Source organism: Paenibacillus sp. FSL K6-2524 (genome assembly GCF_038005525.1).
In the GTDB taxonomy this organism is placed as follows: Bacteria; Bacillota; Bacilli; order Paenibacillales; family Paenibacillaceae; genus Fontibacillus; species Fontibacillus anaericanus.
Genome location: NZ_JBBOSP010000001.1, coordinates 5,680,403 through 5,706,565, shown reverse-complemented (window position 1 = coordinate 5,706,565; position 26,163 = coordinate 5,680,403). Strand labels below are relative to the sequence as shown.

Annotated in this window: 23 protein-coding genes and 1 pseudogene; all 24 read left to right on the top strand. The window is 43.1% G+C overall.

Annotation, left to right across the window (positions count from 1 at the left end; translation table 11 throughout):
- Positions 1-14 precede the first annotated feature (14 nt).
- The 24 genes and pseudogenes from NST85_RS26585 to NST85_RS26470 all read left to right on the top strand — a co-directional run bounded on the left by NST85_RS26585 (position 15) and on the right by NST85_RS26470 (position 26,162).
- Positions 15-1,190, top strand: a complete 1,176-nt coding sequence (locus tag NST85_RS26585) for a cysteine desulfurase family protein (protein ID WP_127194336.1) — start codon at positions 15-17, stop codon at positions 1,188-1,190.
- A gap of 67 nt (positions 1,191-1,257) precedes the next feature.
- Positions 1,258-3,090 (top strand): ABC transporter ATP-binding protein, encoded by a 1,833-nt coding sequence (locus NST85_RS26580; RefSeq protein WP_127194335.1) that lies wholly within the window; start codon positions 1,258-1,260, stop codon positions 3,088-3,090.
- 33 nt (positions 3,091-3,123) lie between these two features.
- The gene (locus tag NST85_RS26575; RefSeq protein ID WP_127194334.1) at positions 3,124-4,419 is read left to right on the top strand and encodes an ABC transporter substrate-binding protein; all 1,296 of its coding nucleotides are present in this window, start codon (positions 3,124-3,126) and stop codon (positions 4,417-4,419) included.
- Complete coding sequence (locus tag NST85_RS26570; RefSeq protein WP_127194333.1) at positions 4,420-5,901, top strand: ABC transporter substrate-binding protein; 1,482 nt, start codon at positions 4,420-4,422, stop codon at positions 5,899-5,901.
- A 131-nt stretch (positions 5,902-6,032) separates the two neighbouring features.
- Complete coding sequence (locus NST85_RS26565; RefSeq protein WP_341190847.1) at positions 6,033-7,325, top strand: ABC transporter substrate-binding protein; 1,293 nt, start codon at positions 6,033-6,035, stop codon at positions 7,323-7,325.
- 420 nt (positions 7,326-7,745) lie between these two features.
- Positions 7,746-8,375: a uracil phosphoribosyltransferase gene (gene upp, locus NST85_RS26560; protein ID WP_127194331.1), complete on the top strand. Its 630-nt coding sequence runs from the start codon at positions 7,746-7,748 to the stop codon at positions 8,373-8,375.
- A 15-nt stretch (positions 8,376-8,390) separates the two neighbouring features.
- The gene (wecB, locus tag NST85_RS26555) at positions 8,391-9,557 is read left to right on the top strand and encodes a non-hydrolyzing UDP-N-acetylglucosamine 2-epimerase (protein WP_307398619.1); all 1,167 of its coding nucleotides are present in this window, start codon (positions 8,391-8,393) and stop codon (positions 9,555-9,557) included.
- 227 nt (positions 9,558-9,784) lie between these two features.
- Entirely contained in the window at positions 9,785-10,162 is a 378-nt protein-coding gene (locus NST85_RS26550) for an ATP synthase subunit I (RefSeq protein ID WP_307398620.1), read from the top strand.
- A 34-nt stretch (positions 10,163-10,196) separates the two neighbouring features.
- Positions 10,197-10,964 (top strand): F0F1 ATP synthase subunit A, encoded by a 768-nt coding sequence (atpB, locus tag NST85_RS26545; protein WP_127194328.1) that lies wholly within the window; start codon positions 10,197-10,199, stop codon positions 10,962-10,964.
- 90 nt (positions 10,965-11,054) lie between these two features.
- A complete protein-coding gene (atpE, locus tag NST85_RS26540) occupies positions 11,055-11,273 on the top strand; it encodes a F0F1 ATP synthase subunit C (RefSeq protein WP_127194327.1) in 219 nt (72 codons plus the stop codon).
- Positions 11,274-11,375: 102 nt separating this feature from the next.
- Entirely contained in the window at positions 11,376-11,867 is a 492-nt protein-coding gene (atpF, locus tag NST85_RS26535) for a F0F1 ATP synthase subunit B (RefSeq protein ID WP_341190846.1), read from the top strand.
- Positions 11,864-12,412, top strand: coding sequence for a F0F1 ATP synthase subunit delta (locus tag NST85_RS26530; protein WP_127194325.1), 549 nt, complete (start codon positions 11,864-11,866; stop codon positions 12,410-12,412). Before atpF ends, NST85_RS26530 begins: the two co-directional genes overlap by 4 nt.
- 15 nt (positions 12,413-12,427) lie before the next feature.
- On the top strand, positions 12,428-13,945 hold the full coding sequence (gene atpA / locus NST85_RS26525) for a F0F1 ATP synthase subunit alpha (protein WP_127194324.1): 1,518 nt from the start codon (positions 12,428-12,430) through the stop codon (positions 13,943-13,945).
- A gap of 265 nt (positions 13,946-14,210) precedes the next feature.
- Entirely contained in the window at positions 14,211-15,071 is an 861-nt protein-coding gene (atpG, locus tag NST85_RS26520) for an ATP synthase F1 subunit gamma (protein WP_127194323.1), read from the top strand.
- 30 nt (positions 15,072-15,101) lie between these two features.
- Positions 15,102-16,502, top strand: a complete 1,401-nt coding sequence (gene atpD, locus NST85_RS26515) for a F0F1 ATP synthase subunit beta (protein ID WP_127194322.1) — start codon at positions 15,102-15,104, stop codon at positions 16,500-16,502.
- Positions 16,503-16,562: 60 nt separating this feature from the next.
- Positions 16,563-16,976: a F0F1 ATP synthase subunit epsilon gene (locus NST85_RS26510; RefSeq protein ID WP_127194321.1), complete on the top strand. Its 414-nt coding sequence runs from the start codon at positions 16,563-16,565 to the stop codon at positions 16,974-16,976.
- Positions 16,977-17,497: 521 nt separating this feature from the next.
- The gene (locus tag NST85_RS26505; RefSeq protein ID WP_127194320.1) at positions 17,498-17,749 is read left to right on the top strand and encodes a DUF1146 family protein; all 252 of its coding nucleotides are present in this window, start codon (positions 17,498-17,500) and stop codon (positions 17,747-17,749) included.
- A 282-nt stretch (positions 17,750-18,031) separates the two neighbouring features.
- Entirely contained in the window at positions 18,032-19,375 is a 1,344-nt protein-coding gene (gene murA, locus NST85_RS26500) for a UDP-N-acetylglucosamine 1-carboxyvinyltransferase (RefSeq protein ID WP_341190845.1), read from the top strand.
- A 1,071-nt stretch (positions 19,376-20,446) separates the two neighbouring features.
- Positions 20,447-21,715, top strand: a pseudogene (gene spoIID, locus NST85_RS26495) (stage II sporulation protein D); the annotation flags it as partial.
- A 77-nt stretch (positions 21,716-21,792) separates the two neighbouring features.
- The gene (locus NST85_RS26490; protein ID WP_127194318.1) at positions 21,793-22,542 is read left to right on the top strand and encodes a M23 family metallopeptidase; all 750 of its coding nucleotides are present in this window, start codon (positions 21,793-21,795) and stop codon (positions 22,540-22,542) included.
- Positions 22,543-22,813: 271 nt separating this feature from the next.
- Positions 22,814-23,098, top strand: coding sequence for a sporulation transcriptional regulator SpoIIID (gene spoIIID, locus NST85_RS26485; RefSeq protein ID WP_127194012.1), 285 nt, complete (start codon positions 22,814-22,816; stop codon positions 23,096-23,098).
- Positions 23,099-23,332: 234 nt separating this feature from the next.
- Positions 23,333-24,328 carry a rod shape-determining protein MreB gene (gene mreB / locus NST85_RS26480; RefSeq protein WP_127194013.1) on the top strand — a complete coding sequence of 332 codons (996 nt, stop codon included), beginning with the start codon at positions 23,333-23,335 and terminating at the stop codon, positions 24,326-24,328.
- An 88-nt stretch (positions 24,329-24,416) separates the two neighbouring features.
- Positions 24,417-25,295: a flagellar hook-basal body protein gene (locus tag NST85_RS26475; RefSeq protein WP_341190843.1), complete on the top strand. Its 879-nt coding sequence runs from the start codon at positions 24,417-24,419 to the stop codon at positions 25,293-25,295.
- Between the two features lie 45 nt (positions 25,296-25,340).
- Positions 25,341-26,162: a flagellar hook-basal body protein gene (locus tag NST85_RS26470; protein ID WP_127194015.1), complete on the top strand. Its 822-nt coding sequence runs from the start codon at positions 25,341-25,343 to the stop codon at positions 26,160-26,162.
- The last annotated feature ends 1 nt before the right edge of the window (position 26,163 follow it).

The following is a 26,163-nucleotide window of genomic DNA, read 5'->3' as shown; positions in this document are numbered from 1 at the left end:
TAGGGGGAGGCATAATGAACAAATTGTATTTTGATTATTGCGCATCCACGCCATTGCATCCTAAGGTCGCTGAGCAGCTATTTTGTACATCCGAACAATTATATGCTAATCCATCATCTGTACATGAAATGGGTTTTGAGGCTAACCAACGAGTTGAGGAATCTAGAGAAAGGTTATCTACAATACTTCATGTAGAGCCTAGTGAAGTAATTTTCACGTCGGGGGCTACGGAAAGTAATAATTTGGCGATTATAGGGGCGGTTCGAACATGGATGAAGAAGACGAGCCAGACACCACATGTGATTTCAACACAAATCGAGCATTCCTCTGTCTTTAATTGCTGTAAACAATTAGTGGGGGAAGGGGTGGAGATTACTTTTCTGCCTGTGGATCACAATGGAATCGTGAGTATAGCTTCTATTGAGAAAGCAATACAAGTAAATACGATGCTTGTAAGTGTTATGCATGTTAACAATGAGACAGGCTCCATTCAACCTATTCATGAAATAGGGAAGCTATTAAGAGCTAAGCCTCATATTTATTTCCATGTAGACGGAGTACAGGGCTTTGGAAAACTAGCTTTAGAATTAGATGATATTGACCTATATACCTTATCAGGGCATAAAATTGGGGGACCCAAAGGAATTGGTTTATTAATCGTAAAGGAGCATGTTGAGCTCACTCCACTGTTTTTCGGCGGAGAACAAGAGAATGGGTTAAGACCTGGCACAACCAATGTTCCGGGGGTGTTAAGTTTAGTCGAGGCCATAGAAATATCGTATAGTGAACGTGAAGAGAAGATGCAGGGTTTAACCGTGCTTCATGATCTTGTATATTCAAAGCTTGAAGAAATTCCTGAAATCATCATGAATAGTCCGAGACCCCCGTTATCTGCACCTCATATTATTAATTTTTCATATAAGGGAACAGGAGTAACCTCTGCTCTATTAATTAGTATTCTTGCCAAGCAAGGAATTATTGTGTCCTCCCAGTCCGCTTGTTCTTCTACAGCGAAGACGAGTCGTGTGTTAATGGCTATGACGAATGATGAAATACTCTCTTCTAGTAGCATTAGACTTAGCTTCCATGAATCAGTTACTCCCGATGATGTCCGATATTTAGTACATTCAATTTCTCATATGATACATCAGGTCAAGTCGCAAAATAAATTTGCCTTGTTGCAAAGATAATCTTTTATTAAATTACGGGCATTAGTGCCTAGGTGCAAACCAAAAAAGAGAGAAGTGGCCGATCTGGATGAATCATAGAGGAGTCATTCGTGGGTTAATCTTTGAGATTGTTCCATTTATATGGAAGTCATCTCCGGTAAGATTAATCATCATGATTATCATTCGAATGTTAGAAGCGCTTCAACCAGCTATTCAGATCTATTTAACGAAGCGGCTTGTAGATCAGGCTACGTTATTGTTTCAGGGCGAGTCGGACTTACTTTTACCAGCACTAACAACCATCGGATGGCAAGCTTTGTTATTTCTTGCTTCATTAGGAGCAAGATCTCTTACTCACATGCTTCTATTAGTCATTAAAAATAAGGCACAATATGAGATGGATCGCGTCATTGCAGACAAGTGTTCGAGGCTCGATTATATTTATTTTGAAGAGTCGGAGTACTATGATCGGCTTCAGAGAGTGACGCAGGGACTCGCTAATCGCGGACTTTCTGTATTAGATCATTTCTTCTTGGTATTGCAAAGCATCGTGACACTAATCTCACTCCTTGCTGTTCTGTCAAGCTTCCATTGGATACTATCCTTAGGTGTATTGTGCTTAATCATTCCATCATTCTTCATTAATATGAGGCTAGGCCAGAAGCGATATAAGCAAATGTTTCGTCAAACTCCATCCAATCGTAAAGTGAGTTATCTTATGAGCTTGATGACAACAAGAGAATCTGCAAAAGAGATGAAGCTATTCAAGCTATATCCCTATATTTTAAATCAATGGAGGTCAATATATTGGAAGAACGCTGGAGAGAAAATCGCTCTGGAACAGCGGGGCCAGTGGTATGGTGGATTCTCTGAGATGTTCTCTTACTTGTTCACGGCGTTATCTACCGTAGTTGTGCTTCTAGTAAGTAGTGGAGGGACTATGACGGTTGGTGGTTTTGTAGCTATGATTCAGACAGTTACGACGGCAAAGGATAGCGTGATGCTAATTGCAGTAAATTTGTCGGGTATATACGAGAATGCACTATTTACTAGTGATCTCATACTGTTTCTACACCTTCCAGATAAAAAACTGAATGAGGACCCTGAGGCTGATAATGTGAATATAAGTCCTTATGAACTGGCCGAGGGTGGTCTTGTAGTCGCTGAATTAAGCTTTACTTACCCAAATCAGTCTGTACCTGCATTATCTGATATTGGGTTTCACATTAAACCAGGTCAAAGAGTAGCTATTGTCGGTCACAACGGGGCAGGTAAAAGTACGCTTGCGAAATGCTTGCTTGGTCTATATAGACCAGAGCGTGGAAAGCTTCTATGGCAAGGTAGGGACATATTTGAGGACGATGAGAATAAGTCTGTCAGTGCAGTGTTTCAGGATTTTGTACAGTATCAATTAACCTTAAGGGAAAACATCGGATTCGGCAACATTTCCTCCATCGAGGATGATGGGCAGTTAGAAATCGCCGCTACCAAGACTGGTGTAGATTCAATTTCACGTCATTTATCTAATGGCTATGATACGCAATTAGGTTATGAATATGAAGGAGGAAAAGAACTATCTCAAGGGCAATGGCAGAAGGTGGCACTAAGCAGGTCATATTTTAATGCAAATGCAGAATTGGTTATTTTTGATGAGCCTACCGCTGCACTAGATCCGATAGCAGAGGCCGCCCTGTTTGAGCAGTTCTCCGAGCTTGTAGCAGGTAAGACGAGTATTATGATCTCTCACCGCCTCGGGAGCTGTAGAAATGCAGATCTTATTCTGGTGCTCAAGGGTGGTCGCCTTGTGGAGCAAGGGACACATGAGCAATTACTTCACTTGCATGGTGAATATGCGCAAATGTATAGAGCGCAATCACAGTGGTATGAAGCGGTTGTTACTTTCAATCCAACGAATACGTGATGAATCAATTCAATATTAATAGGGGGCTATTCAATGAGTAAGCGATTAACAAAATGCTTAGCAGTAATCATGCTTATGTCTGTCTTTTTTACAGCTTGTTCATCTACTAATGAAACACTTCAATATGAAGCTGATCCTCAAATGGAGACCACCATCACAGTGGGGTATGGGGATACAGAATCATTCGACTTTTTTTATGGAAATTTATTTAGTGCAAAGTATCCAAATATTGATGTTAAAATAACTAATAATGTAGATGAACCGGATGTATTTCTACTAGGTTTCGATGAATATGGTGAATATTTGGATGAAGGCAAGCTGTATGATTTAAATAACGTAATTACGGATGAAGCATTTAAGTTAGAGGGTATGAATCAGGGAGTTATTGATATCCTTAGACAACGCGGTAGAGGAAAATTATACGGTTTACCACCTTACTTTAGTAATCGAGCTCTTTTTTACAATAAAGATTTATTTGATAAGTACAATATTCCGTACCCAACAGATGGAATGACATGGGAAGAGGTTCTTCAACTAGCTAAACGATTTCCGATAGAGGATGGAGTAAGTGGTCTGTATACTCGTAGTCTGGGCGATCTTCTAGGTGACATGCTAGAAGCTAAAGGTCTTGAGAAAATCAATACGAAAGATATGAAAGTTACAGTGAATACGGATTCCTTTAAGGAGTTATTCGAGACTATTCTAGATGCTAATAAATCACAAGCGTTAAATATATTTGAACAAGATGGATTCGATAAGAATGATCCTTTTATAACGGGGCAAAGTGCAATGTTTTTTGGATACTATACTTATCTAAATAACAATATTTATTGGGTCAAGCAAGAGCGTGGTGAAGATTTTAATTTAAATTGGGATGTAGTTACTGCACCGGTAGATGAATCCAATAGAGAAGCAACACCATACTTCTTTTATCCAGCGATATTCGCTGTTAACGCTAAAGCTCAAAATGTTCAAGCAGCATGGGAGTTTGTAAAGTTTGTTAATGGTGAAGAGTTTGCAAAAATTAAATCTCGGACAACTACGAATAATATTCCAACTAGAACTGATTATGTATATAATCCGGAAGGTAAAAGAATGGAATCTTTTTATTCAAATCTTAAAATGAACAGGACTTTAATGAGTCATAGTTACTATGATAATATCCCTAATAATTTTGGAAGTGTTTTTAACGGCATAGTTGAATCGGAATTAAAGGCTGCTGCAGTTGGTGTCAAATCCATTGACGAGGCACTTGTGTCTATTGAGGAGCGTGGGCAACAACAATTGGATAAACAATTGGCTGAGAAGAGTAAGAAAGAAGATAAATAAATGATTACAGTATTAAAAGCTGGGCCTCCAGAAGTCTTTCAAAGAACAAACATGTTCAATGACGGGTCTGGAGGTTTTTCAATGAATACGATATTAAGATTAAACATCTATATTTTTAGAAACAGATTGTTATTTATAGTAGGGATCATTAACTCAGATATTAAAAAGGGGGGCTATTCAATGAGTAAGCGATTAACAAAATGGTTATCAGTAATCCTGCTTATGTCTGTCTTTTTTACAGCTTGTTCATCTACTAAAGAGGCAATTCAATACGAAGGTGACTCGAAAATGCAGGCTACGATCACAGTGAAGTACTCGGGGGGAGATGAGGCCTTTAATTTTTTTTATGGAGATTTATTTCGAGCAAAGTATCCAAATATTGATGTTAAGTTAATTAATAATCTAGAAGATGAACCGGATGTATTGCTACTAAGTTTCGCTAAATATGGAGAATATTTGGATGAAGGCAAGCTGTATGATTTAAATAATGTAATTACGGATGAAGCATTTAAGTTAGAGAATATGAATCAGGATGTTATTGATTTCGTTAGAAAACGCGGTAGAGGGAAATTATACGGTTTACCACCTTACTTTAATAATCAAGCTCTTTTTTATAATAAAGATATGTTTGATAAGTACAATATTCCGTATCCAACAGATGGTATGACATGGGAAGAAGTCCTTCAACTAGCTAAACGATTCCCGCTAGAGGATGAAGAAGGTGGTCTGTATACTCGTAGTCTGAGCGATTTGTTGAGTAACATGCAACAAACTAAAGGTCTTGAGAGAATCAATACCAAAGATATGAAAGTTACAGTGAATACGGATTCCTATAAGGAGTTATTCGAGACTATTCTAGATGCTAATGAATCACAAGCATTAAATATATTTGAACATGATGGATTCGCGAAAAATGATCCTTTTATAATGGGGCAAAGTGCAATGGCTTTTGAATACTATTCTTATCTAAATAACAATATTTATTGGGCTAAGCAAGAGCGTGGTGAAGATTTTAACTTAAATTGGAATGTAGTTACGGCACCGGTAGATGAATCCAACAGGGAAGCAACACCATACTTCTTTATTCCAACTATCTTCGCTATTAACGCTAAAGCTCAAAATGTTCAAGCGGCATGGGAATTTGTAAAGTTTATAAATGGTGAAGAGTTTGCTAAAATTCACTCTCGGACAACTACGGGTGATATTCCAACTAGAACTGATTATGTATATAATCCGGAGGGCAAAAGAATGGAGGTTTTTTATTCGAATCTTAAAATGGATTGGGCTGTAGTAAGTGATAGAGACTATAAAAAAATCCCTATAAATGTTTGGGATACTTTTAATGGTATAGTTGCATCGGAATTAAAGGCTGCTGCGGTTGGTGTAAAAACAATTGACGAGGCACTTGGGTCTATCGAAGAGCGTGGTCAAGTACTATTGGATAAACAATCGGTTGAGAATAGTATGGCAGATGATAAATAGACGATTACAGTATTAAACCTAAGCCTCCAGAAGTCTTTCAAAGAACAAACATGTTCAATGATAGGATCTGGAGGTTATTTTCAATGAATATGATGTTGAAATATTAAGATGCATTGAGAGAGGGAGAAATTTTGAATAAAAGAACAGGGGTAATAATAGTTGGGATCATATTTTTAATGATTTTTTCTACAGCCTGCTCATCCAGCAAAGAAACGATCCAATATGAAGGCGATACAGAGATGAAAGCTACACTAAAGGTGATGACTAATGCAGATCAAGACTACTTTATGAAAGAATATGGTGACATGTTCCGAGTTAAATACCCTAATATCGAACTTCAGGTGGTTAATTATACTTCTACTAATTTTAATGAGGTAATTGAGAAAGAGAAACCGGATCTTTTTACCCTTTCGCTGAAGGAATATGAACAATTGGTTCAGGAAGACGGTTTGTATGACCTCAATACACTTATTATAAATGATAAGTTTAACCTAGATGGAATTCATCCAGGAATTGTAGATTATCTTAAACAATTAGGAAAAGGTAAATTGTATGGATTGATATCAGAGTTTCAAAGTAAAGCTATCTATTACAATAAGGATTTGTTCGACAAGTACAGCATTCCTTATCCGCAGGATCAAATGACATGGAAAGAACTTATTCAACTTGCTAAACGTTTCCCGGCAGAGGATGGGGTGAGTGGCCTATATATGCAAAACTTTTCTGTTCTTGCTGAAAATATGTCTTTGAGTCAGCATCTAAACGAAGTCAACGTCAAAGATATGAAGGTAACGCTTAACACGGAATCCTATAAGGAATTATTTAATGTGATCATGGATGCGTATGAATCGAAGGCAGTCGTGTTACCAGACATTGATACATTTGAGGTATATGATCCCTTTATTACTGGAACCAGCGCTATGACAGTGGATTACTACTATTACATCAATAATAAGATTAACTGGGCCAAAGAAGAGAAAGGGGACAAGTTCCATTTGAATTGGGAGTTGGCCACAGCACCTGTAAATGAGTCCAGTCGTGATACATCACAATATTTCACCATTGGTGGTTGTATGTCGATCAACGCCGAATCGGAACAGAAACAGGCTGCATGGGAGTTTATCAAGTTTGTCCACAGCGATGAATTCGCCAAGGCAAAATCAAAGACACCTGGATTTTATGTCCCAACTCGAACGGAATACACGTATAACCCAGAAGGAAAACGGATGGAAGCTTTTTATTATTTGAAACCTGATGTGAGTAGTGTTTTTGTCGATTACGAACTACTTCCAAAGGGATTTTACGGGAATATAAGAGGAATTATCAATTCCGAAGGTAAAGCTGTGATGGTTGATGCTAAATCACTTGACGAGGCGATAGCCTCGATGCAGGAGCGTGGACAGCAATTATTGGACAAGAAGTAGGCGGCCATCATAACGGAGTCCTCCGCGGTTTATTGTTTGAGATCGTTCCGAATTAATAGGGGGTGCTATTCAATGTGTAAGCGATTAACAAAATGGTTAGCAGTAATCCTGCTTATGCCTGTCTTTATTACAGCTTGTTCATCTACTAAAGAAACCACCATAGTTTGAAGGGCGTGGGCAGTAAGTATTGGATAAACGATTTTCTGGGGAGTAATGTATATTCTGGGTGTTTCTACTGGGTATGACAGTAAATTAATACTCTTAATACTAGATGCACAATTTGTCGTTAGATCCACGAAAGCAGAAGTCTATATGATGTGACAGTTCGTAGCAATCATAAAACGACAGTGATATAATAAATAGGATTTGGACATCATTAGACGAAAAGAAGACTTAGTATAATTACCGGAGGGACAAACTATGGAAAAATTGGTGGTATGCGATCACCCCTTAATTCAACACAAACTGACTTTCATTCGCGATATGCGAACCAACACGAAGGATTTTCGTGAATTGGTGGATGAAGTCGCCACGCTAATGGCTTATGAGATTACAAGAGATATCCCTCTTGAATCAATTACGGTACAGACACCAGTTGCTGAGGCGCAGGCAAAAGTTATATCTGGACGGATGTTAGGTCTCATTCCGATTCTCCGTGCAGGACTTGGGATGCTGGATGGCGTCTTGAAGTTGCTTCCAGCAGCAAAGGTTGGACATGTTGGTTTGTTCCGCGATCCACAGACCCTGCAGCCAGTCGAATATTACATTAAACTACCGACCGACGTTCAAGAGCGTGAACTCATTGTAATTGATCCGATGCTGGCAACAGGTGGTTCTGCAATCGCGGCGATTGACGCACTCAAGAAACGTGGCTGTACACAAATTAAAATGATGAATCTTATTGCAGCTCCAGAGGGTGTAAAAGCCGTGCACGCAGTTCATCCGGATGTAGATATTTACGTTGCTGCAATGGACGAACGTTTAGACGAACACGGGTATATTATTCCTGGTCTTGGTGATGCTGGTGACAGACTATACGGAACGAAATAAAGGAAGGACTATACCATGTCAAAAATTAAGGTAATGACGATCTTCGGCGTTAGGCCTGAAGCCATTAAGATGGCTCCGCTGATTCTTGAACTGGAGAAGCATCCAGAGCACATTGAATCCGTTGTCTGCGTTACGGCGCAACATCGTGAAATGCTGGATCAGGTTCTTGATGTGTTTAAAATAGTTCCAGATTACGATCTAGATGTAATGAAACCTAACCAGAGTTTAAATGAAATTACGATACGTGTACTGCAGGGATTGGAGAACGTTCTACGTGAAGCGAGACCTGATATTGTATTAGTCCATGGGGATACTCTGACAACTTTCCTAGCAAGTTATGCTGCATTTTTGCAAGGGATCAAAATTGGGCATGTAGAAGCAGGACTTAGGACCTGGAACAAAATGTCACCATTTCCTGAGGAAATGAATCGGCAATTGACAGGAGTCCTTGCAGATTTACATTTTGCTCCAACGGAGGTTTCGGCTGGTAATTTAAGGAAAGAGAATAAGCCTGAGTCAAGTATATATGTCACAGGCAACACGGTTACTGATGTGTTTCAATATACAGTACAGCCGAGTTATAGTGATTCCGTGCTGGATTGGGCCGCCGGAAAGCGGCTTATTCTCATGACGGCTCACCGCCGTGAATCGCAAGGAGAACCGCACTTGAATATCTTCCGTGCAATCAAGCGAATCGCTGATGAATTTGAAGATATAGCGATCGTTTATCCGGTTCATCCTAGTCCTGCGGTGAGACAGCCCGCCTATGAAACTTTGGGGAATCATCCCCGTATCAAACTTATCGAGCCTCTTGATGTGGTGGAGTTTCATAATATTTACGCTCACACCTATCTTATACTTACGGACTCTGGCGGTATGCAGGAAGAAGCGCCATCTTTTGGCGTTCCTGTACTTGTGCTACGCGATACGACAGAGCGTCCTGAAGGTATAGAGGCAGGTACGTTGGAACTTGTAGGCACGGATGAGGAGATGGTGTATGAGCGGACTAAGGTGTTGCTTAGTGACAGAGGGACTTATGAATCTATGAGCCGGGCCGCTAACCCGTACGGAGATGGAAAGGCATCGCAAAGAATTGTCAATGCTATTCTTCACCATTTCGGATTGGTAAGCGAACGTCCTGAGAATTTTCACAGAAAGTTCACAAATGGAACGCAAGAATAATTGTGTTTTTTAACTAGATAGCATACAGTTGTACTGTACGGTTTCTTTAATTTTTCTGTGATATTTGTTATAAAATTCAAGTTTTTTTGCTTTAACGCTTTCATTGACAAAAAGTCGTCACATTCTGTAAAATGAGTTGGTATTACTTTACACAGAAAATAGGTATATTATGTTGTTTTTTTTGTGCCGAAAAAAATGCGTAATCTACAAATTTATGGGGGAGCAAGATGGACGATTTGAGCTCCATTGTTAGAGCCGTATCCCGGATAATGATGATATGGTTGTCCATTTTGTTTCTCGGATGGGCTTTTCTTCCGGATCATAGGCCTATTATTATAGGCTTAATTTTTGGATCTGCTTTCGGAATGTTTTATACCCGATTCTTATCCATTAAGGTACGCGGATTATTTGAGTTTTTGCTTGGTAAGGATAACAAAAGATTCAATTTCGGATTTCTTACCAGAATGTGCCTAGTCTTAATTGTAGTTATGATTGCAATGAAGCTAGAGCATGTGTCTGTTATGGGAGTTATAATCGGATTGTTCATTTCACAATTATTGACCATTCCGGTTGGAATCGTGATTGGACTCCGAGACAAATCTTGAACATCTTACTTGGAAAAGAGGTGAATACATACACATGCATGAATCACCGGTTATCATACTTGGTGGATTTCACTTGGATTTATCCGCTATTTTGATGCTTTTAGTAAGTATGCTCATCGTATTTGTTGTTTGTCGTTTAGCTGTGGCCAACTTGTCGGTCGAGAATCCTTCCAAAATGCAAAACTTTATGGAATGGGTTGTTGAATTCGTTCAAGGTATCGTTGGAAGTTCTATGAGCTCGAAGAAAGGCAAACCGTTCATTTCTCTCGGATTGACCTTGATTTTGTTCATATTCGTATCCAACCTTCTGGGATTGCCGTTGGGAGTTATTACTGAGGCGCATCAACAGGAGACAATCTTTGGACAAGTGATTGAAGCCACTCGGGGACTAGCGGGGGGAGAGCATGCTGAGATCTTATGGTGGAAGTCACCAACTGCGGATGTTTCTGTAACTGCGGGACTCGCCTTGGTCGTGTTTGTCCTGATGAATTACTTAGGACTCAAGAACAATAGGAAGCACTATCTCAAACACTTTGTTGAGCCATTTGCAGTCTTCTTACCTCTGAATATTATTGAGAATTTGTCTAAGCCAATCGCATTGGCACTACGTCTATATGCGAATATATTTGCAGGTGAGGTCTTAATCTCGGTAATTCTCAAGCTAGGCTTCATTGGAATTCCGTTTATGGGTATTTGGCAAGCTTTCAGTATCTTTGTAGGCGGTCTTCAGGCGTATATCTTTACGATCCTGACTATGGTTTATATTTCACAGTATGCAATTCACGAAGAAGAAGCGCATTAGTAAACTCTTAAGGGGGCAGTCTTTTGGCTGATTCCTGTGAGGTCTAATATATTTAAAATATGAGGAACAAATCTAAGGAGGAAATTTAAGATGGGATTACAGTATTTGGCAGCAGCTATTGCAGTAGGTTTGGGTGCACTTGGTGCAGGTCTTGGTAACGGGATGATCGTAAAGAGTACAGTTGAATCGATCGCACGTCAACCAGAGGCAGCAAATAAACTTCAAACAACAATGTTTATCGGTGTAGGTATCGTCGAAGTAGTTCCACTTGCAGCAACTGTTATCGCGTTCATGATCATGGGTTCTTAATATATTATGGTTTGGCGGGGAGGGCCGATGCCATCCGCGCCTTCCTTTTATGAGCTTTTTTATAACATAAGTCAGTTGTGTTAACGGAAAGGAGTGACATCGGTGAAGATCCTTTGGGAGAATATTCTTATTACCATGATTGCATTCGTAATACTTTATTGGCTACTGAACAAGTTTGCTTTCAGTAAACTCTTTGCGGTAATGGAGCAACGTCGTGAGTTGGTGCTCGGACAGTTAAATGAAGCGAAGCAAACGAGAGAACAAGCGACCGTTTACGTAGAAGAGCAGAAGGACGCGCTTAAGCAAGCTCGGCAAGATGCCTTTGAAATTATTGAGCAATCGAAACAAAGCAGTAGTAAACAAGCGCATGATCTACTAGAACAAGCCAAGCATGATGCATTGCGCATGAAGAACGAAGCAGTTCGTGATATCGAGAGTGAGCGTAATAAAGCGGTTGAAGCTCTTCGTACCGAGATTGGAACTTTCTCCGTAAATATCGCATCGAAGTTAATCGAACGCGAAGTCGAGAACAATCCGGCAGAACAAGAAAAGCTTGTAAACCAATACTTGGATGAAGTAGGTAAGAAATCATGAGCCGGGAGTCTGTGGTAGCCAAAAGATACGCCAAAGCAATGTATGAGATTGCTGCACAAGAAGGGCGTACACTGGAGGTCGAACAGGAGTTGAGGGCTTTGGTTTTAGCGATGAGCGAAGATGTTGCAGTTCAGCAGTTCATTGTGAGTCCGAATATTTCTGAAACAGCGAAATGGGAAGTGCTCGGAGGTGTACTGGAAGGTAAGCTTTCAGTGCCCGTAGTTTCTCTAGCTAAGTTGCTAGTAGAACGGGGAAGAACCGATGTTTTGCCGGAACTTTTGAACAGTTATATCAAAGTCGCAGGTGATGCATTAGGTCTAGCTAATGCCACGGTCTATTCGACATATGCTCTCTCTGATGAGGAGAAACGATCGATCGAGGTTGAGTTCGGTACACTGGTGAATAAGAAGATCCGTGTCCTGAATGTAGTTGATAGTGATCTGCTCGGCGGAATGAAGGTCAGAATCGGCGATACGCTGTATGATGGCAGTTTGTCCGGCAAGCTGAAACGGTTGGAGAAGTCTTTTCGAAGACAAGCACTGTAGATAGGGGTGAAACACTTGAGTATCAGACCTGAAGAGATCAGTACACTGATTAAGAGTCAGATCGAACAATATAAATCAGAAATTGAAGTGTCCGAAGTCGGCACCGTTATTCAAGTTGGTGACGGTATTGCCCGTGTCCACGGACTTGAGAACGCCATGGCAAACGAATTGCTTGAGTTTGAGAATGGCGTTTTTGGTCTTGCGCTCAACCTGGAAGAGAGTAATGTCGGGGTTGTAATCTTGGGACCTTACACCGCCATTCGCGAAGGCGACCAAGTGAAGCGTACCGGTCAAATCATGCAGGTTCCAGTTGGCGAAGCGTTGCTTGGTCGGGTAGTGAATCCGCTAGGACAGCCAGTTGATGGCAAAGGTGCCATCGCTACGACGGAATTCCGTCCAGTTGAGAACAAAGCGCCGGGTGTTATCGACCGGAAATCGGTACACGAACCGATGCAAACTGGGATTAAAGCAATTGACTCCATGGTTCCAATTGGTCGTGGTCAACGGGAACTCATTATCGGTGACCGTCAAACAGGTAAAACTGCGATCGCCATCGATACAATTATCAACCAAAAAGGTAACGGCGTGAAATGTATTTACGTAGCTATCGGACAGAAACAGTCCACGGTTGTTAACGTAGTTGAAACGCTTCGCCGTCATGGAGCTCTTGAGTATACGATTGTCGTAACGGCTGCCGCATCGGATCCGTCACCACTTCTATACATTGCTCCTTATGCAGGTGTTAGTATGGCCGAGTACTTTATGTACAAAGGCGAGCATGTACTTATCATCTATGATGACTTATCTAAACAAGCAGCGGCTTACCGCGAATTGTCCTTGTTGCTTCGTCGTCCACCGGGTCGGGAAGCATTCCCAGGGGATGTCTTCTATTTGCACTCCCGTTTGCTAGAACGTGCAGCTAAACTGAGCGACGAGCTTGGTGGTGGATCCATTACGGCGTTGCCGTTCATTGAAACACAAGCTTCTGACGTATCGGCGTACATTCCGACGAATGTTATCTCGATTACAGACGGTCAGATCTTCCTTGAATCCGATCTATTCTATTCCGGTCAACGTCCGGCGATCAACGTCGGTATTTCCGTATCCCGGGTAGGGGGCTCTGCTCAGATCAAAGCGATGAAGAAGGTAGCGGGCACACTCCGTTTGGATTTGGCTCAATATCGTGAACTTCAAGCGTTCTCCCAATTCGGTTCCGACCTCGACAAATCAACGCAAGCGCGTTTGACTCGTGGTTCCCGGATGATGGAAATCCTGAAACAAGGCGTGAATCAACCACTTCCGGTTGAGAAACAGGTGCTTAGTCTGTACACTGCCGTTAAGGGATATTTGGACGATATCGCATTGGCTGACGTACATCGCTTCGAAGCTGAATTCTTGTCCTTTATAGAGAGTCAGTATGCTGAAGTACTGAAATCAATTACGGATACTAAAGACTTGACTGCTGATAATGAAGCGAAGTTGAAGGAAGCCATTGAGAAGTTCAAAAAAGGTTTTGCAACTTCTGCAAAATAATTCTATGAACCGGCTTTGGCACGGTGCTGAAATGCCGGTTCTTAGTGATGTAATCTATGTTCAAGGGTCTATGACCTAAGTTTCTATAATGTTTATATCCGTTTTGGCTCCAGCCAAAACATAGTTGATGCTTTCGAAGTTAGTTTTGGCCCCAGCCAAAACTTAGTGAATGCTTTCGAAGTTAACTTTGGTCTCTAACCAAAGTTTAGGATTATGCTTTCGAAGTTAGTTTTGGCCCCAGCCAAAACTTTGAGGTGGTGAAATCATGGCAAAAGGGATTCGCGAAATTAAACGTCAGATCAAGAGCATTCAGAACACCCGTCAAATTACGAAGGCGATGGAGATGGTAGCTTCAGCCAAGCTGAGAAAAGCGCAGGAGAAAGCCCAAGCTTCTAGGCCTTACGTAGAGAAGTTGAGAGAGGTTGTTTCTAGCATTGCAGCAGGTAGCGAGGGCATCTCGCATCCTATGATGGTCTCTCGTCCAGTGAAACGTACCGCTTATATTGTAATTACGTCTGACGGTGGTCTTGTTGGAGGTTACAATGCTAACGTTCTCCGCAAGGTAATGGATGAGTTGCATAGCCGTCATTCTTCTAAGTCGGAATATGGATTGTTCGTAATTGGACGTAAAGGTCGGGAATATTTCAATCGCCGAGACCTTCCCGTTGTGAGTGAAATTACCGAATTGTCCGATGCACCCAGATTTGCTGACATCAAATCTCTAGCTTACGCAGCTGTTCAAGGCTTCGAAGAGGAAGAGTATGACGAGGTTTATATTTGCTATAGCAAATTCATTAACGCGATCACTCAGGTACCAACCGTCGATCGTTTACTACCTTTCGACCGTGTTGATCAACATGGAGTGTCTGCAACTTATGAATATGAGCCGTCTCCTGAAGGTGTATTAGAAGTTCTGTTGCCGAAATATGCGGAGACCCTTATATTCGGCGCCCTTTTGGAAGGCAAAGCGAGTGAACTTGGCGCGAAGATGACAGCAATGGGCAGTGCAACGAAGAATGCGACGACAATGATCGGCGAGCTTACCTTGACTTACAACCGTGCTCGTCAAGCGGCAATTACCCAGGAAATCACGGAAATTGTCGCCGGAGCGAACGCGCAGAGCTAATAGTAGGGACTTTCTAGGAGGGAAACAAAGATGAACAAAGGACGCGTTGTTAGCGTAATGGGTCCGGTCGTTGACGTTGAATTTCAACGTGGACAATTGCCGGAAATATATAACGCTATTGAAATTGTGAAACCAGACGCGCAGGCTGGTGAAGAAGCGCTAATATTAGAAGCTTCTAACCACCTGGGAGACAATCTGGTACGCTGTATCGCTATGTCCACAACGGACGGCCTTGTGCGCGGAACCGAAGCTTTGGATTTAGGAGCACCGATTTCCGTCCCTGTAGGCGAAGCGACCCTAGGTCGGGTCTTTAACGTACTAGGAGAAACGATTGATAACAAAGGTGCTGTGGCAACGGATGCTAGAAATCCGATCCACCGTCAACCCCCTTCATTTGAAGAGTTGTCTACACAATCTGATATTTTGGAAACTGGAATTAAAGTTATCGATCTATTGGCACCTTATGCAAAAGGCGGTAAAATCGGCCTCTTCGGTGGTGCCGGTGTAGGTAAAACGGTAGCAATCCAGGAGCTAATCAATAATATCGCACAGGAGCATGGCGGTATTTCTGTATTTGCTGGTGTAGGTGAACGTACTCGTGAAGGTAACGACTTGTATCATGAAATGACAGACTCAGGCGTTATCAATAAGACAGCCATGGTGTTCGGTCAAATGAATGAACCTCCAGGTGCGCGTCTTCGTGTGGCCTTGACGGGTCTGACGATGGCAGAATACTTCCGCGATCAAGAAGGCCGCGATGTGTTGCTCTTCATCGATAACATCTTCCGCTTTACACAAGCAGGTTCAGAGGTTTCAGCCCTTCTTGGACGGATGCCGTCTGCGGTAGGTTACCAACCAACACTTGCTACAGAGATGGGGCAACTGCAAGAACGGATCACTTCTACGAAGAAAGGTTCTGTTACTTCGATCCAAGCGATCTACGTTCCTGCGGATGACTATACTGACCCGGCTCCAGCTACCACGTTTGCTCACCTTGATGCAACGACTAACTTGGAGCGTAAGATTTCCGAGAAGGGGATTTTCCCTGCCGTGGATCCACTAGCTTCCAGCTCCCGGATGTTGGCACCGGAAATCGTAGGCGAAGAGCACTACAATGTTGCTCAAGCTGTTAAACGACTACTGGCTCGTTATAAAGAGCTTCAGGATATTATCGCCATCCTTGGTATGGATGAATTATCTGAGGATGACCGTTTGCTCGTTGCACGTGCACGTAAGATTGAGCGTTTCTTATCGCAACCGTTCCACGTTGCAGAACAGTTTACAGGTTTGAAAGGGAAATATGTTCCGATCGCTGAAACCGTTCGTAGCTTCAAGGAAATTTTGGATGGTAAGCACGACAACCTTCCAGAAGCAGCATTCCTCTTCGTAGGTACGATTGAAGAAGCTGTGGAGAAAGCAAAAACGCTGTAAATCGCACCGTCAAGGCGGATGCTTCAGAAATGAACTGTCCCACGAACAGGAGGGATGAATATGAGCACCTTTTTATTGGAAATCGTCACACCAGAGCGTGTGGTGTTCTCACATGAAGTGGACAGTTTGACTGTCCGCGGGATCGAAGGAGAGCTTGGTATTCTACCAAGTCATATTCCACTTGTGACACCACTTCAAGTCGCTCCTATTGTGGCTAAAGTCGGGGGAAAAATCATTTCGATCGCAGTACACGGCGGTTTTGTCGAAGTACAGAGCGATAAAGTGATTGTTCTTGGGGAGAGCGCAGAATTACCGGAGTCGATTGATGTCGAGCGGGCTATTGCTGCCCGGGAACGTGCTGAGCGCCGCTTGTCTGCTCGGGGCAATCAGGATCGCATCGATCATCGTCGTGCTGAACTCGCACTGCAAAGAGCTATAACCCGGATTAATGTATCGAGCAACACTAAGAAATAGTGTAAGAAATGAAAGTCGGACATCTATAAGGTGTTCGGCTTTTTTGCTTTAAAAGAAGATTATTCGAGAATTTTATAAATTTAATGGAGATTAATAGGCAACATTTCCTATCAAATTGGAACTGGTAAATGAAGGACATTTAACATCCTGTGTAGAACCTACTAATAATGCAAATGATAACTATAGCAATATCGATTTTACGTTAACGTTACAGCGAAGTATTAAAGTTTTGGATGCATGTTTATAACTAGGAAAGCCCCGCTTAAACCCTATATATTTGGAACACTTTTCCTCATATCGCATGTTCATATTTACCCAATTCAATATTTGAAAAAAAGTTTTTTTGATATATTCAATTGAAAACCCTTTCATTTAAAAGAAAAGCTGGATTATTGTCACTATGGCAAGTATGATAAATAGGGTCTATATTTTTACAGATTGCTGACCAATATATTTAGTGTGAGTGTTAACCGATTCAAGGTTAGCGGCATAAATATAAACGTGACAGGGAGGAAGTACATGTGAGTCCAGTCGAATCATTACCTGCTTCGGTCGGTGTGAGTGGCCTTACAGCTATTCTCATCTCACTGGTTTGCATCGCTTTGTCTTGGTGGGCCTTGCAAAATTTAAAACTTGATTTGTTTGTTCGTCATCCGAAGGGTCCACAGGGCAAGTTACTTCAGTTGCTGTTGTCTGTGGTACTTGGGCATTTTGTTGCCTCCTTCATTATGGATTACATGGGATACACACAATTGCTACGGTACTTGTTTTAATACCTAAGTCTTTTGGTTAAAGTGTGTTAGACTATGTTAGTCTAAGAAAATGTCGAATAACATCAAATCATTGTGTCAACAATGAGAATAGGGATTATTACACGTTATTTGAATGTATGTTTTAGGGGAGGATGATTTCCTCCAACATGCGCTCTTTTTCTACTGTAGTGGAACTTTGTGCGCATGAATTGACTAATGATATGATGAAATTTAGTGAATGAACGAATATTCTTTTCTAAAATTAGAGGATCAGATGAAAATGAACGCGCGGAGGGAAACAAGATGAGTAAATTTATCGTCCGCGGTGGCAATGTTTTGGCCGGGAACGTTAAAGTTAGCGGAGCTAAAAATTCAGTGCTACCGATCATTGCAGCATCGCTATTGGGTGAGGAAGGGATCAGCATTATTCGTGATGCACCTCCCCTTGATGATGTAATGACCATTAATAAAGTGTTGGAATCACTAGGAGCGAACGTTACATATGACCGTGAAGTCATTACGGTTAATGCGCAGAATATCGCTTCTTGTGAAGCACCGTACGAATGGGTGCGGAAAATGCGGGCGTCTTTTCTTGTCATGGGTCCTTTGTTAACTCGAACGGGTTATACTCGGATCTCATTGCCAGGAGGCTGTGCTATCGGTACGAGACCGATTGACCAGCATTTGAAGGGCTTTGAGGCTATGGGCGCGGAGATTAATCTCGGTCAAGGTTTCATTGAAGCGAAGACAAAAGGCCGTTTGCGTGGCGCTAAGGTATATTTGGATGTAGCAAGCGTAGGTGCAACGGAGAATATTATGATGGCTGCGACTTTAGCTGAAGGAACAACTGTTATTGAGAACGCAGCAAAGGAACCTGAAATTGTCGATCTGGCTAATTACCTGAACGGCATGGGGGCTATTGTGCGGGGTGCAGGAACAGGAGTTATTCGCATTGAAGGCGTAGAGAAATTATGCGGAGTAGAGCATACAGTTATTCCTGACCGAGTGGAAGCAGGCACCTTTATGATCGCTGCCGCTATGACTGGTGGTAACGTGTTTGTAGAAGGGGCTATAGCAGACCATTTAGGACCTGTTATTTCTAAGTTGGAGGAAATGGGTGTTAGTATTGACGCGCAAGAGAACGGTATCCGTGTACGTGCGGATAAGCCACTGAAAGCTGTCGATGTCAAAACACTTCCGTATCCAGGTTTCCCGACAGATATGCAGTCACAAATGATGGCGTTGTTGCTGGTGTCAGAAGGCACGAGCGTAGTCACTGAGACCGTGTTTGAGAATCGCTTTATGCATGTCGATCAATTCCGTTTGATGAATGCAGAGATCAAGGTTGAAGGCCGTGGAGCTATTGTTACGGGTGGTGCTAAACTAAGCGGTGCTAAAGTGTGTGCTACTGATTTACGAGCAGGTGCGGCATTGATTATTGCTGGTTTAGTGGCGGATGGAACAACTGAAGTTAGCGGAACACACCATATTGATCGGGGTTATGTACATTTGGCCGAGAAACTCTCTGGATTGGGCGCTGATATTTGGCGCATCACAATGGATGAGCCAGTAGCTGAATCTACCAAGGTGCAATTGCCTCAACATGAGGAAAGACCTGTCCTTAAGATTCAACCGACTTGGGCGTAACTCAATAGTCCAAGGACTGTTGTATTGATCATTTGAACATCGGAAATAATTATAACTATTATAGAAATTAGACGAAGGACTATGCCACCTGGCATGGTCTTTTGTTTGTATTCATGGGCTTTGGAACATTCGATATGAGATCAGTCGGAATCTGCGACTGGTCTTATTTATATTGGAGGCTGTGAGAGGCATGAGCGGCTAGGATAAGTTATTGAATAGTATTTGGTAGGGTCCGTTGTTGCTTCGAAAGAATAGTTGCATAGAGTGCAGTTAATTTTGTGGAAATGTAGGTGACCTTTTAATAGTTGTAAAAAGTATAGTTACTACTTTATGCAATTAGTATCTATTTGGGCACGGTAAGAGTCGATTTTGAGTTCTAGCAAAAGAGAGAAACTCATATCTATAAGTATAGCGGACAAAAGATATAAGGATCTTAAACGCTAGGGTTACCTGATACCTCGTAGAATGGGGTCCTGTAACTGCACCATGAATTGGATGGAGGTAATTAACGACATGGAACAAGAGGGCTCTCTTTTAAAAGTAAACTTGGCAGCTCGTAGAAATGAAGAGCCTATCGGGCCTATAGTCTCTGTAAATGAAAATAAGGTTCAACGTTTAAAGGTAGAGAGCCGGAAGGAGCCAGTTGCAGATATATCTCTATTAAAGGCTAGTAGCAGGATTAATGGTCTAAGTGAGTATGAAGTTGCTAAAGCGGGTCAATCTCATAGTATGGGCAAGAGAGATACCCCGAAGAAAAGGGAAGAGCAATTCTCGCAGGAGCATCCAAATGTAGCGCTGGATTCGCAAGTATCACGTGTACTCGGTGAACCTAAGAGTGCCGAGTCGACGCGTTTGCGGGCGGTGCAATCTGTAGAGCGGCGCATAGCCCAGCCCAGAGCTGGGGCTGATGCGGGTGCCGATGAGCAGGCACAGCCAACACCAGCGCGGGCAACCGCACCGGCGGCGGCACCCACCAGCGCAGCAGCGCCTGCGCAGCCGACATTTCCGGCACTGCGGCCACTGCCGCCCGCCTACCGTGTGCCCGCGACCCACACGCTCGCGCGTACTCCGCTCCGAGGTTCCTTCCGCCTACGCGGAAGGAACCTCGGAAAGCTCGCCGCCGCTGTGGCTGCGCTAACTGCGCTCGCCGTGCTGCTGCCGGCGCTGCTCACTGGCCGGGCTGCGCCACCGGCCACAATGCCCGTAGACCCTGCGGCACAATCCGCCGCACCACAGAAGCATTTGCCTTCAGCACTTGACTCACTCGTTCCGGGCTCATCGGGCCTTGCTTCAACAACTCTTGGCCCACTCACTCCCGGCTCATCAGCTCTTGATCCAACAGCTCTTGGTCCACACACATTCGGCTCAATCACCCTTGACCCATCCGCTCTCGGTAATCCCACTGTCGGCGGATATAACTTCATCCCCTCGGCTTTCACGCCAGCGGCATCTGCGGTTTCCGTACACGTCTATCTCTCAGACAGGGGTGTCGTAGAGATTCTACCATTAGAGCAATATGTGGCAGGGGTGCTCGCCGCTGAAATGCCAGCCGATTTTGAATTGGAGGCGCTCAAAGCGCAAGCTATTGCGGCTCGCACCTTTATTGTTCGTCGTTTGGTAGCGGGTGATTCTAGCGGTGTTCCCACACTTGATGCGGATGTGACTGATACAGTTGCCCATCAGGCGTATCTATCTAAGCAAGATCTGCGCGGGTGGGTGGAGAGTGGTAAATCCGAGCAATTGGCCAAGCTGCAACAAGCCGTCAGAGAAACTAGTGGAATGATCATGACTTATCGGGGTGAACCGATAACCGCTTCCTTTTTCTCAGCTAGCGGAGGATATACCGAAAACTCGGAAGAATACTGGACATCCCAAATCCCCTACCTTCGCAGCGTGCCTAGCCCATGGGAGGCGGAAATTAATCCTCATTATAAAGAGACAATAACACTACCATTAAGTGAAATGTTCGGGAAGTTGGGTTTGCAAGCGCCGGCACTCCCAGCAGCAACAAGTGCAAAGCAAGAGACACTTACTATGAATAAATTAATCAAGATTCTATCACTTACTTCTGGAGGTAAGGTGAAGAGCATATCTATCGGCGGCGAGATTTTTACAGGCCGAGAAGTAAGAGAGAAGCTGAAACTTCGCTCTAGTCAGTTTACATTCAAATTGGATGGTAAGAATGTGAATATCACGACCTACGGGTATGGACACGGGGTTGGGATGAGCCAGTGGGGCGCCAATGGTATGGCAAAAGAGGGGTATACTAGCACGCAAATTCTCAAACACTATTATACGGGAATATCTTTTCGGCAAACCTCGCTTATACTTAAAAATTAACTTTTTTAAAAAAAATGATATAAACGAAGTATAAAAGAGTTGGACCCGGTAACACTGGTTACTGAGGTGATGACAAAATGAATGAACAAAATCAAAAAAACAAATCCCATGAGGAATCTCCTAAAAAAGGATTGGGAGAGCCGATAGCACCGGTATCCGCATGGAAAAGACTGTTGTCGAAAAGATGGGTCTATCCGGCAGCGTATGTAGCGGCAGCGGCAATTATACTAACTTTAGTGTGGGTCTACCAGGATGCTGCTCAAAAGCCGATGGAATCGACCCCCGCTAGTGTTACAGACTCTTTGAATCTTCCAGGCAACAGCGATGCGCTGGGTCAAGAGGATGGCAAGGATGGTGCCGCAGTTGAGACGTTAGCTAGTTACGAAGATCTGGCATGGCCTGTCGCGAAGGTAGCCGATGTTGCTATTGTCAAACCGTTCTATGAGAAGGATGGTTCAGCCGAGGATCATCAGGCAGCTCTTGTGCAGTACAAAGATACTTTTACACCGAACACCGGAATTGATCTGGCGCGCGGAGATGACAAATCTTTCGAAGTAACGGCTGCGCTAAGCGGTAAGGTTACACGAATTGAAGAGCATCCGTTACTCGGCTATGTTGTGGAGATTACACATGCTAATAACCTGAAGACGGTATACGAAAGTTTATCGGATGTAAAGGTGAAGCAGAATGCCGAAGTGAAGCAAGGTGATTCCATTGCAACTTCCGGACATAACGAGCAGGAGAAGGAACTTGGTAATCACGTACACTTTGCAGTGTATGAGAATAACGAATTGATCAATCCTACATCTGTGCTTCCGAAGAAATAAAATCTTTGGGTGAGATGAAGAAGCGGAGAGCTCATGCTCTCTGCTTTTTTTGTTGCGTCCAAAAATTATTATACAGGGCATGCTCATAATCAATAAAGTCGCAATCTACAGCCTGAATTCTTATTCCAATCATCCCAAAAGATCCATAAGGACAACTTCTTCTGCGAAAATAAATGGCCTCGCCTAGGCTTGTCATACATGGAAACAAAGAATATATAGGCCCGCCCCTCATATAATGTACCAAACTATCGCGAGTAAGGGAGGCGGGAGCGTGCACGATTACATCAAGGAGCGTACGATAAAAATAGGTCGCTGTATCGTGGAGACTCGGCACACAGTTCGGACCATAGCCAAGGAATTTGGCGTATCAAAAAGCACGGTGCATAAGGATTTAACCGAGCGTTTACCGGAGATCAATCCGGATTTGGCGGATCAGGTCAAGCACATTCTCGAATATCACAAATCCATCAGACACCTTCGAGGAGGAGAAGCGACAAAAATCAAATACAAGAAAAAAGGGCAAACGAAACGAGAGGTGATTAGCTCAGTAAATTAAGTGAGAAGTAATATATTTACAACTTTGCACGATCGTTATTGAACACTCCCCCCAAAGTATGGTATTTTTAAATATGGTATAAGAATGTGGATTTTTATCCATAGATCCCGAGTTATAAAGGATTTTTCAGATTTTTGTAGAATTATAACCTTTAAAATGACGGAATGATGGGAAACCTTTTCCATATAAAATTTAAATGTGTCAACAAAATACGCTTTGGGGGAGCAACAAACGATGAGCAAGGATATTGGTATTGATTTAGGCACGGCAAATGTGCTAATTCATGTCAAAGGAAAGGGAGTTGTACTTAACGAACCTTCCGTAGTGGCGATTGATAGTGACGCAAAACGTGTTCTTGCTGTTGGTGAAGAAGCTAGACGTATGGTCGGCCGAACACCAGGCAATATTATTGCGATCCGCCCGCTTAGGGATGGAGTCATTGCCGATTTTGAAGTAACCGAAATGATGTTGAAATATTTCATCGATCGAGTAGGTGGGAGAAGTTGGTATAGCCACCCGCGCGTGCTCATCTGTGCTCCAACAAACATTACCTCAGTAGAACAGAAATCTATTCGCGAAGCGGCGGAACACTGTGGTGCCAAGGAAGTATTTATGGAAGAGGAGCCTAAGGCCGCTGCAATTGGTGCGGGTATGGATATATATGAGCCGAGTGGTAACATGGTTGTCGATATCGGTGGAGGGACGACGGATGTGGCGGTGCTCTCTATGGGAGACATCGTCACGGCTTCGTCTATTAAAGTCGCTGGAGACAAGTTCGATGCTGCCATTATTAAATATATCAAGATAAAGTATAAGTTGATGATCGGGGAGCGAACAGCAGAAGATATCAAGATTGCGATCGGTACAGTACACCCGATGGGTAGAGCAGCCGAACTGGATATCCGAGGAAGAGACATGGTCTCAGGTCTTCCGCTAACGGTAACGATTACAGCAAGAGAAATACAGGAAGCGCTAATGGATTCAGTGGCTGCGATTGTTGCTGCCGCCAAATCAGTATTAGAGCGGACTCCACCAGAATTGTCTGCTGATATTATTGATCGTGGCGTGATACTTACAGGAGGAGGGGCCCTTCTGAATGGATTGGACGAGCTACTCGCCGAAGAATTGCGTGTGCCCGTACTGATTGCCGAAGATCCGATGCATTGTGTCGTCAAGGGGACAGGCATTATGCTGGATAATTTGGATCGAGTTATTAAGAAAAGATTCTAATTCGCCGATATAAATGAAATGAACTAAAAATGACGTGACCATAGTTGAAATAAGATACATATAGTCATCAAGTCTGGAGGTTATTTTCATGTTAAGAGGACTCTATACCGCAGCATCCGGTATGATCACAGAGCAACGGCGTCATGATACGGTAACACAGAATATCGCGAACATGAATACACCCGGTTACAAGCAGGTCGATAGTGTGAAGCATTCTTTTCCGGAAATGATGGTTTCACTTGTGGGTGATAGTTCGTCACCTACATCTCGCAAGATTGGGAAGTTGACGACCGGGGTGTTTGCGGAAGAGAGCTTGTCGTCGTACACGCAAGGTGATCTTAGAGAGACGGGAAATAACTCTGACTTTTCCTTGGTATCCAGCCTTGGTTTGATTGACCCGGCAACGGGAGAAGCCATGGTATTTGATGCTACTGGCAAACATGTGAGTGAGAACGGTGATGTGACCTACCGTCCGCAAGCTTTTTTCTCTGTTATGGATAATAAGGATAACGTACGCTACACTCGTGATGGGAGCTTTACTGTGAATGCTGCAGGGGAGCTCAGGACATCTCAAGGCTATCGTGTGCTTGATGAGCAAGGTAATGCGATAGTATTGAATGGATCAATTAATACGCTTACCACGGATAGCAAGGGTAATCTAATTGATGATGGACAACCTTTAAATGTAGCTATGGGTATCAAAGTTATAAACCGTCCTCAAGAACTGGTTCGTGAGGGTAACGGTGTGTTTCGTGCGGAGGATGAAAGAGTTGCTGATATTCGGGCATTGGACGTAGCGGATGCTGCGGAAGTGCGCCAAGGTTACCTGGAATCGTCTACTGTAGATCCATCACAAGCGATGGTAGAGTTACTCGCCGCACAGCGGGCGTATGAATCCAATCAGAAGATTATTCAATACTATGACAAAACTCTAGACAAAGCGGTTAACGAAGTTGGTCGCGTTTAATAGAATTACAGTACAACTATCGTTTTTTAATTCAGGAGGTGTCATATGAATAACTCTATGATTAGCGCCATGGTATCAATGAGCGGAATTCAGCAACGATTGGACTTAATTGCTGATAATATGGCTAACATGGATACAACAGGATACAAACGTAAAGAATCCTCATTTGAGGATACGCTAACCCGTGTGAAGGAACAAAGTTCTGAATTTAAGCTAGATGGGCGTGCAACTCCATCTGGGTTTAATCTGGGATTTGGTTCACAAGCAACGACTGCAACGCTTAATTTTGCACAAGGATCGATTGTAGATACAGGGAATTTGACGGACCTTGCGATCGAAGGCAATGGGCTTTTTGCTATAGAGGCTGCGGGTGGTGTGAAGGGGTATACCAGAGCAGGTGATTTTCACATCCAGCCCAATCCAGTGGATTCAGAATTAAGCTATTTGGTAACGAATCAGGGGCATTATGTGTTAAACGCAGAAGGCGATCGTATCGAGGTTCCTTCAGGTTCTACGTTGCAAATTGATCGGGATGGAAATATCGTAGCTACCAAAGGAAATGAACAAACTGAGATTGGTGCTCTTCAATTGAAGAGTCCACTTCGTCCAAATGCACTGGTGCAGAAGGATGACAATATGTTTGTGCTGGCTACCGGTGCTGTTGAGGACGACATTCTCACAGATACTTGGCAGCTGCCAGAGAATCAACAAGCCCACATTAGACAAGGGGCTCTAGAGAAATCTAATGTTGATCTCACTAAGGAAATGGCGGATATGATGCAGGTGCAACGGGCTTATCAACTTGCGGCTCGCGCACTCACATCCAGTGAAACTATGATGGGCTTGGCGAATAACCTGCGTGGATAGG

Excerpts from the sequence above, each read along its gene's own strand:
- NST85_RS26585 (WP_127194336.1), top strand. The coding sequence starts at position 15 with ATGAACAAATTGTATTTTGATTATTGCGCATCCACGCCATTGCATCCT.
- NST85_RS26580 (WP_127194335.1), top strand. The coding sequence starts at position 1,258 with ATGAATCATAGAGGAGTCATTCGTGGGTTAATCTTTGAGATTGTTCCA.
- NST85_RS26575 (WP_127194334.1), top strand. The coding sequence starts at position 3,124 with ATGAGTAAGCGATTAACAAAATGCTTAGCAGTAATCATGCTTATGTCT.
- NST85_RS26570 (WP_127194333.1), top strand. The coding sequence starts at position 4,420 with ATGATTACAGTATTAAAAGCTGGGCCTCCAGAAGTCTTTCAAAGAACA.
- upp (WP_127194331.1), top strand. The coding sequence starts at position 7,746 with ATGGAAAAATTGGTGGTATGCGATCACCCCTTAATTCAACACAAACTG.
- wecB (WP_307398619.1), top strand. The coding sequence starts at position 8,391 with ATGTCAAAAATTAAGGTAATGACGATCTTCGGCGTTAGGCCTGAAGCC.
- NST85_RS26550 (WP_307398620.1), top strand. The coding sequence starts at position 9,785 with ATGGACGATTTGAGCTCCATTGTTAGAGCCGTATCCCGGATAATGATG.
- atpB (WP_127194328.1), top strand. The coding sequence starts at position 10,197 with ATGCATGAATCACCGGTTATCATACTTGGTGGATTTCACTTGGATTTA.
- atpE (WP_127194327.1), top strand. The coding sequence starts at position 11,055 with ATGGGATTACAGTATTTGGCAGCAGCTATTGCAGTAGGTTTGGGTGCA.
- NST85_RS26530 (WP_127194325.1), top strand. The coding sequence starts at position 11,864 with ATGAGCCGGGAGTCTGTGGTAGCCAAAAGATACGCCAAAGCAATGTAT.
- atpG (WP_127194323.1), top strand. The coding sequence starts at position 14,211 with ATGGCAAAAGGGATTCGCGAAATTAAACGTCAGATCAAGAGCATTCAG.
- atpD (WP_127194322.1), top strand. The coding sequence starts at position 15,102 with ATGAACAAAGGACGCGTTGTTAGCGTAATGGGTCCGGTCGTTGACGTT.
- NST85_RS26510 (WP_127194321.1), top strand. The coding sequence starts at position 16,563 with ATGAGCACCTTTTTATTGGAAATCGTCACACCAGAGCGTGTGGTGTTC.
- murA (WP_341190845.1), top strand. The coding sequence starts at position 18,032 with ATGAGTAAATTTATCGTCCGCGGTGGCAATGTTTTGGCCGGGAACGTT.
- NST85_RS26490 (WP_127194318.1), top strand. The coding sequence starts at position 21,793 with ATGAATGAACAAAATCAAAAAAACAAATCCCATGAGGAATCTCCTAAA.
- mreB (WP_127194013.1), top strand. The coding sequence starts at position 23,333 with ATGAGCAAGGATATTGGTATTGATTTAGGCACGGCAAATGTGCTAATT.
- NST85_RS26475 (WP_341190843.1), top strand. The coding sequence starts at position 24,417 with ATGTTAAGAGGACTCTATACCGCAGCATCCGGTATGATCACAGAGCAA.
- NST85_RS26470 (WP_127194015.1), top strand. The coding sequence starts at position 25,341 with ATGAATAACTCTATGATTAGCGCCATGGTATCAATGAGCGGAATTCAG.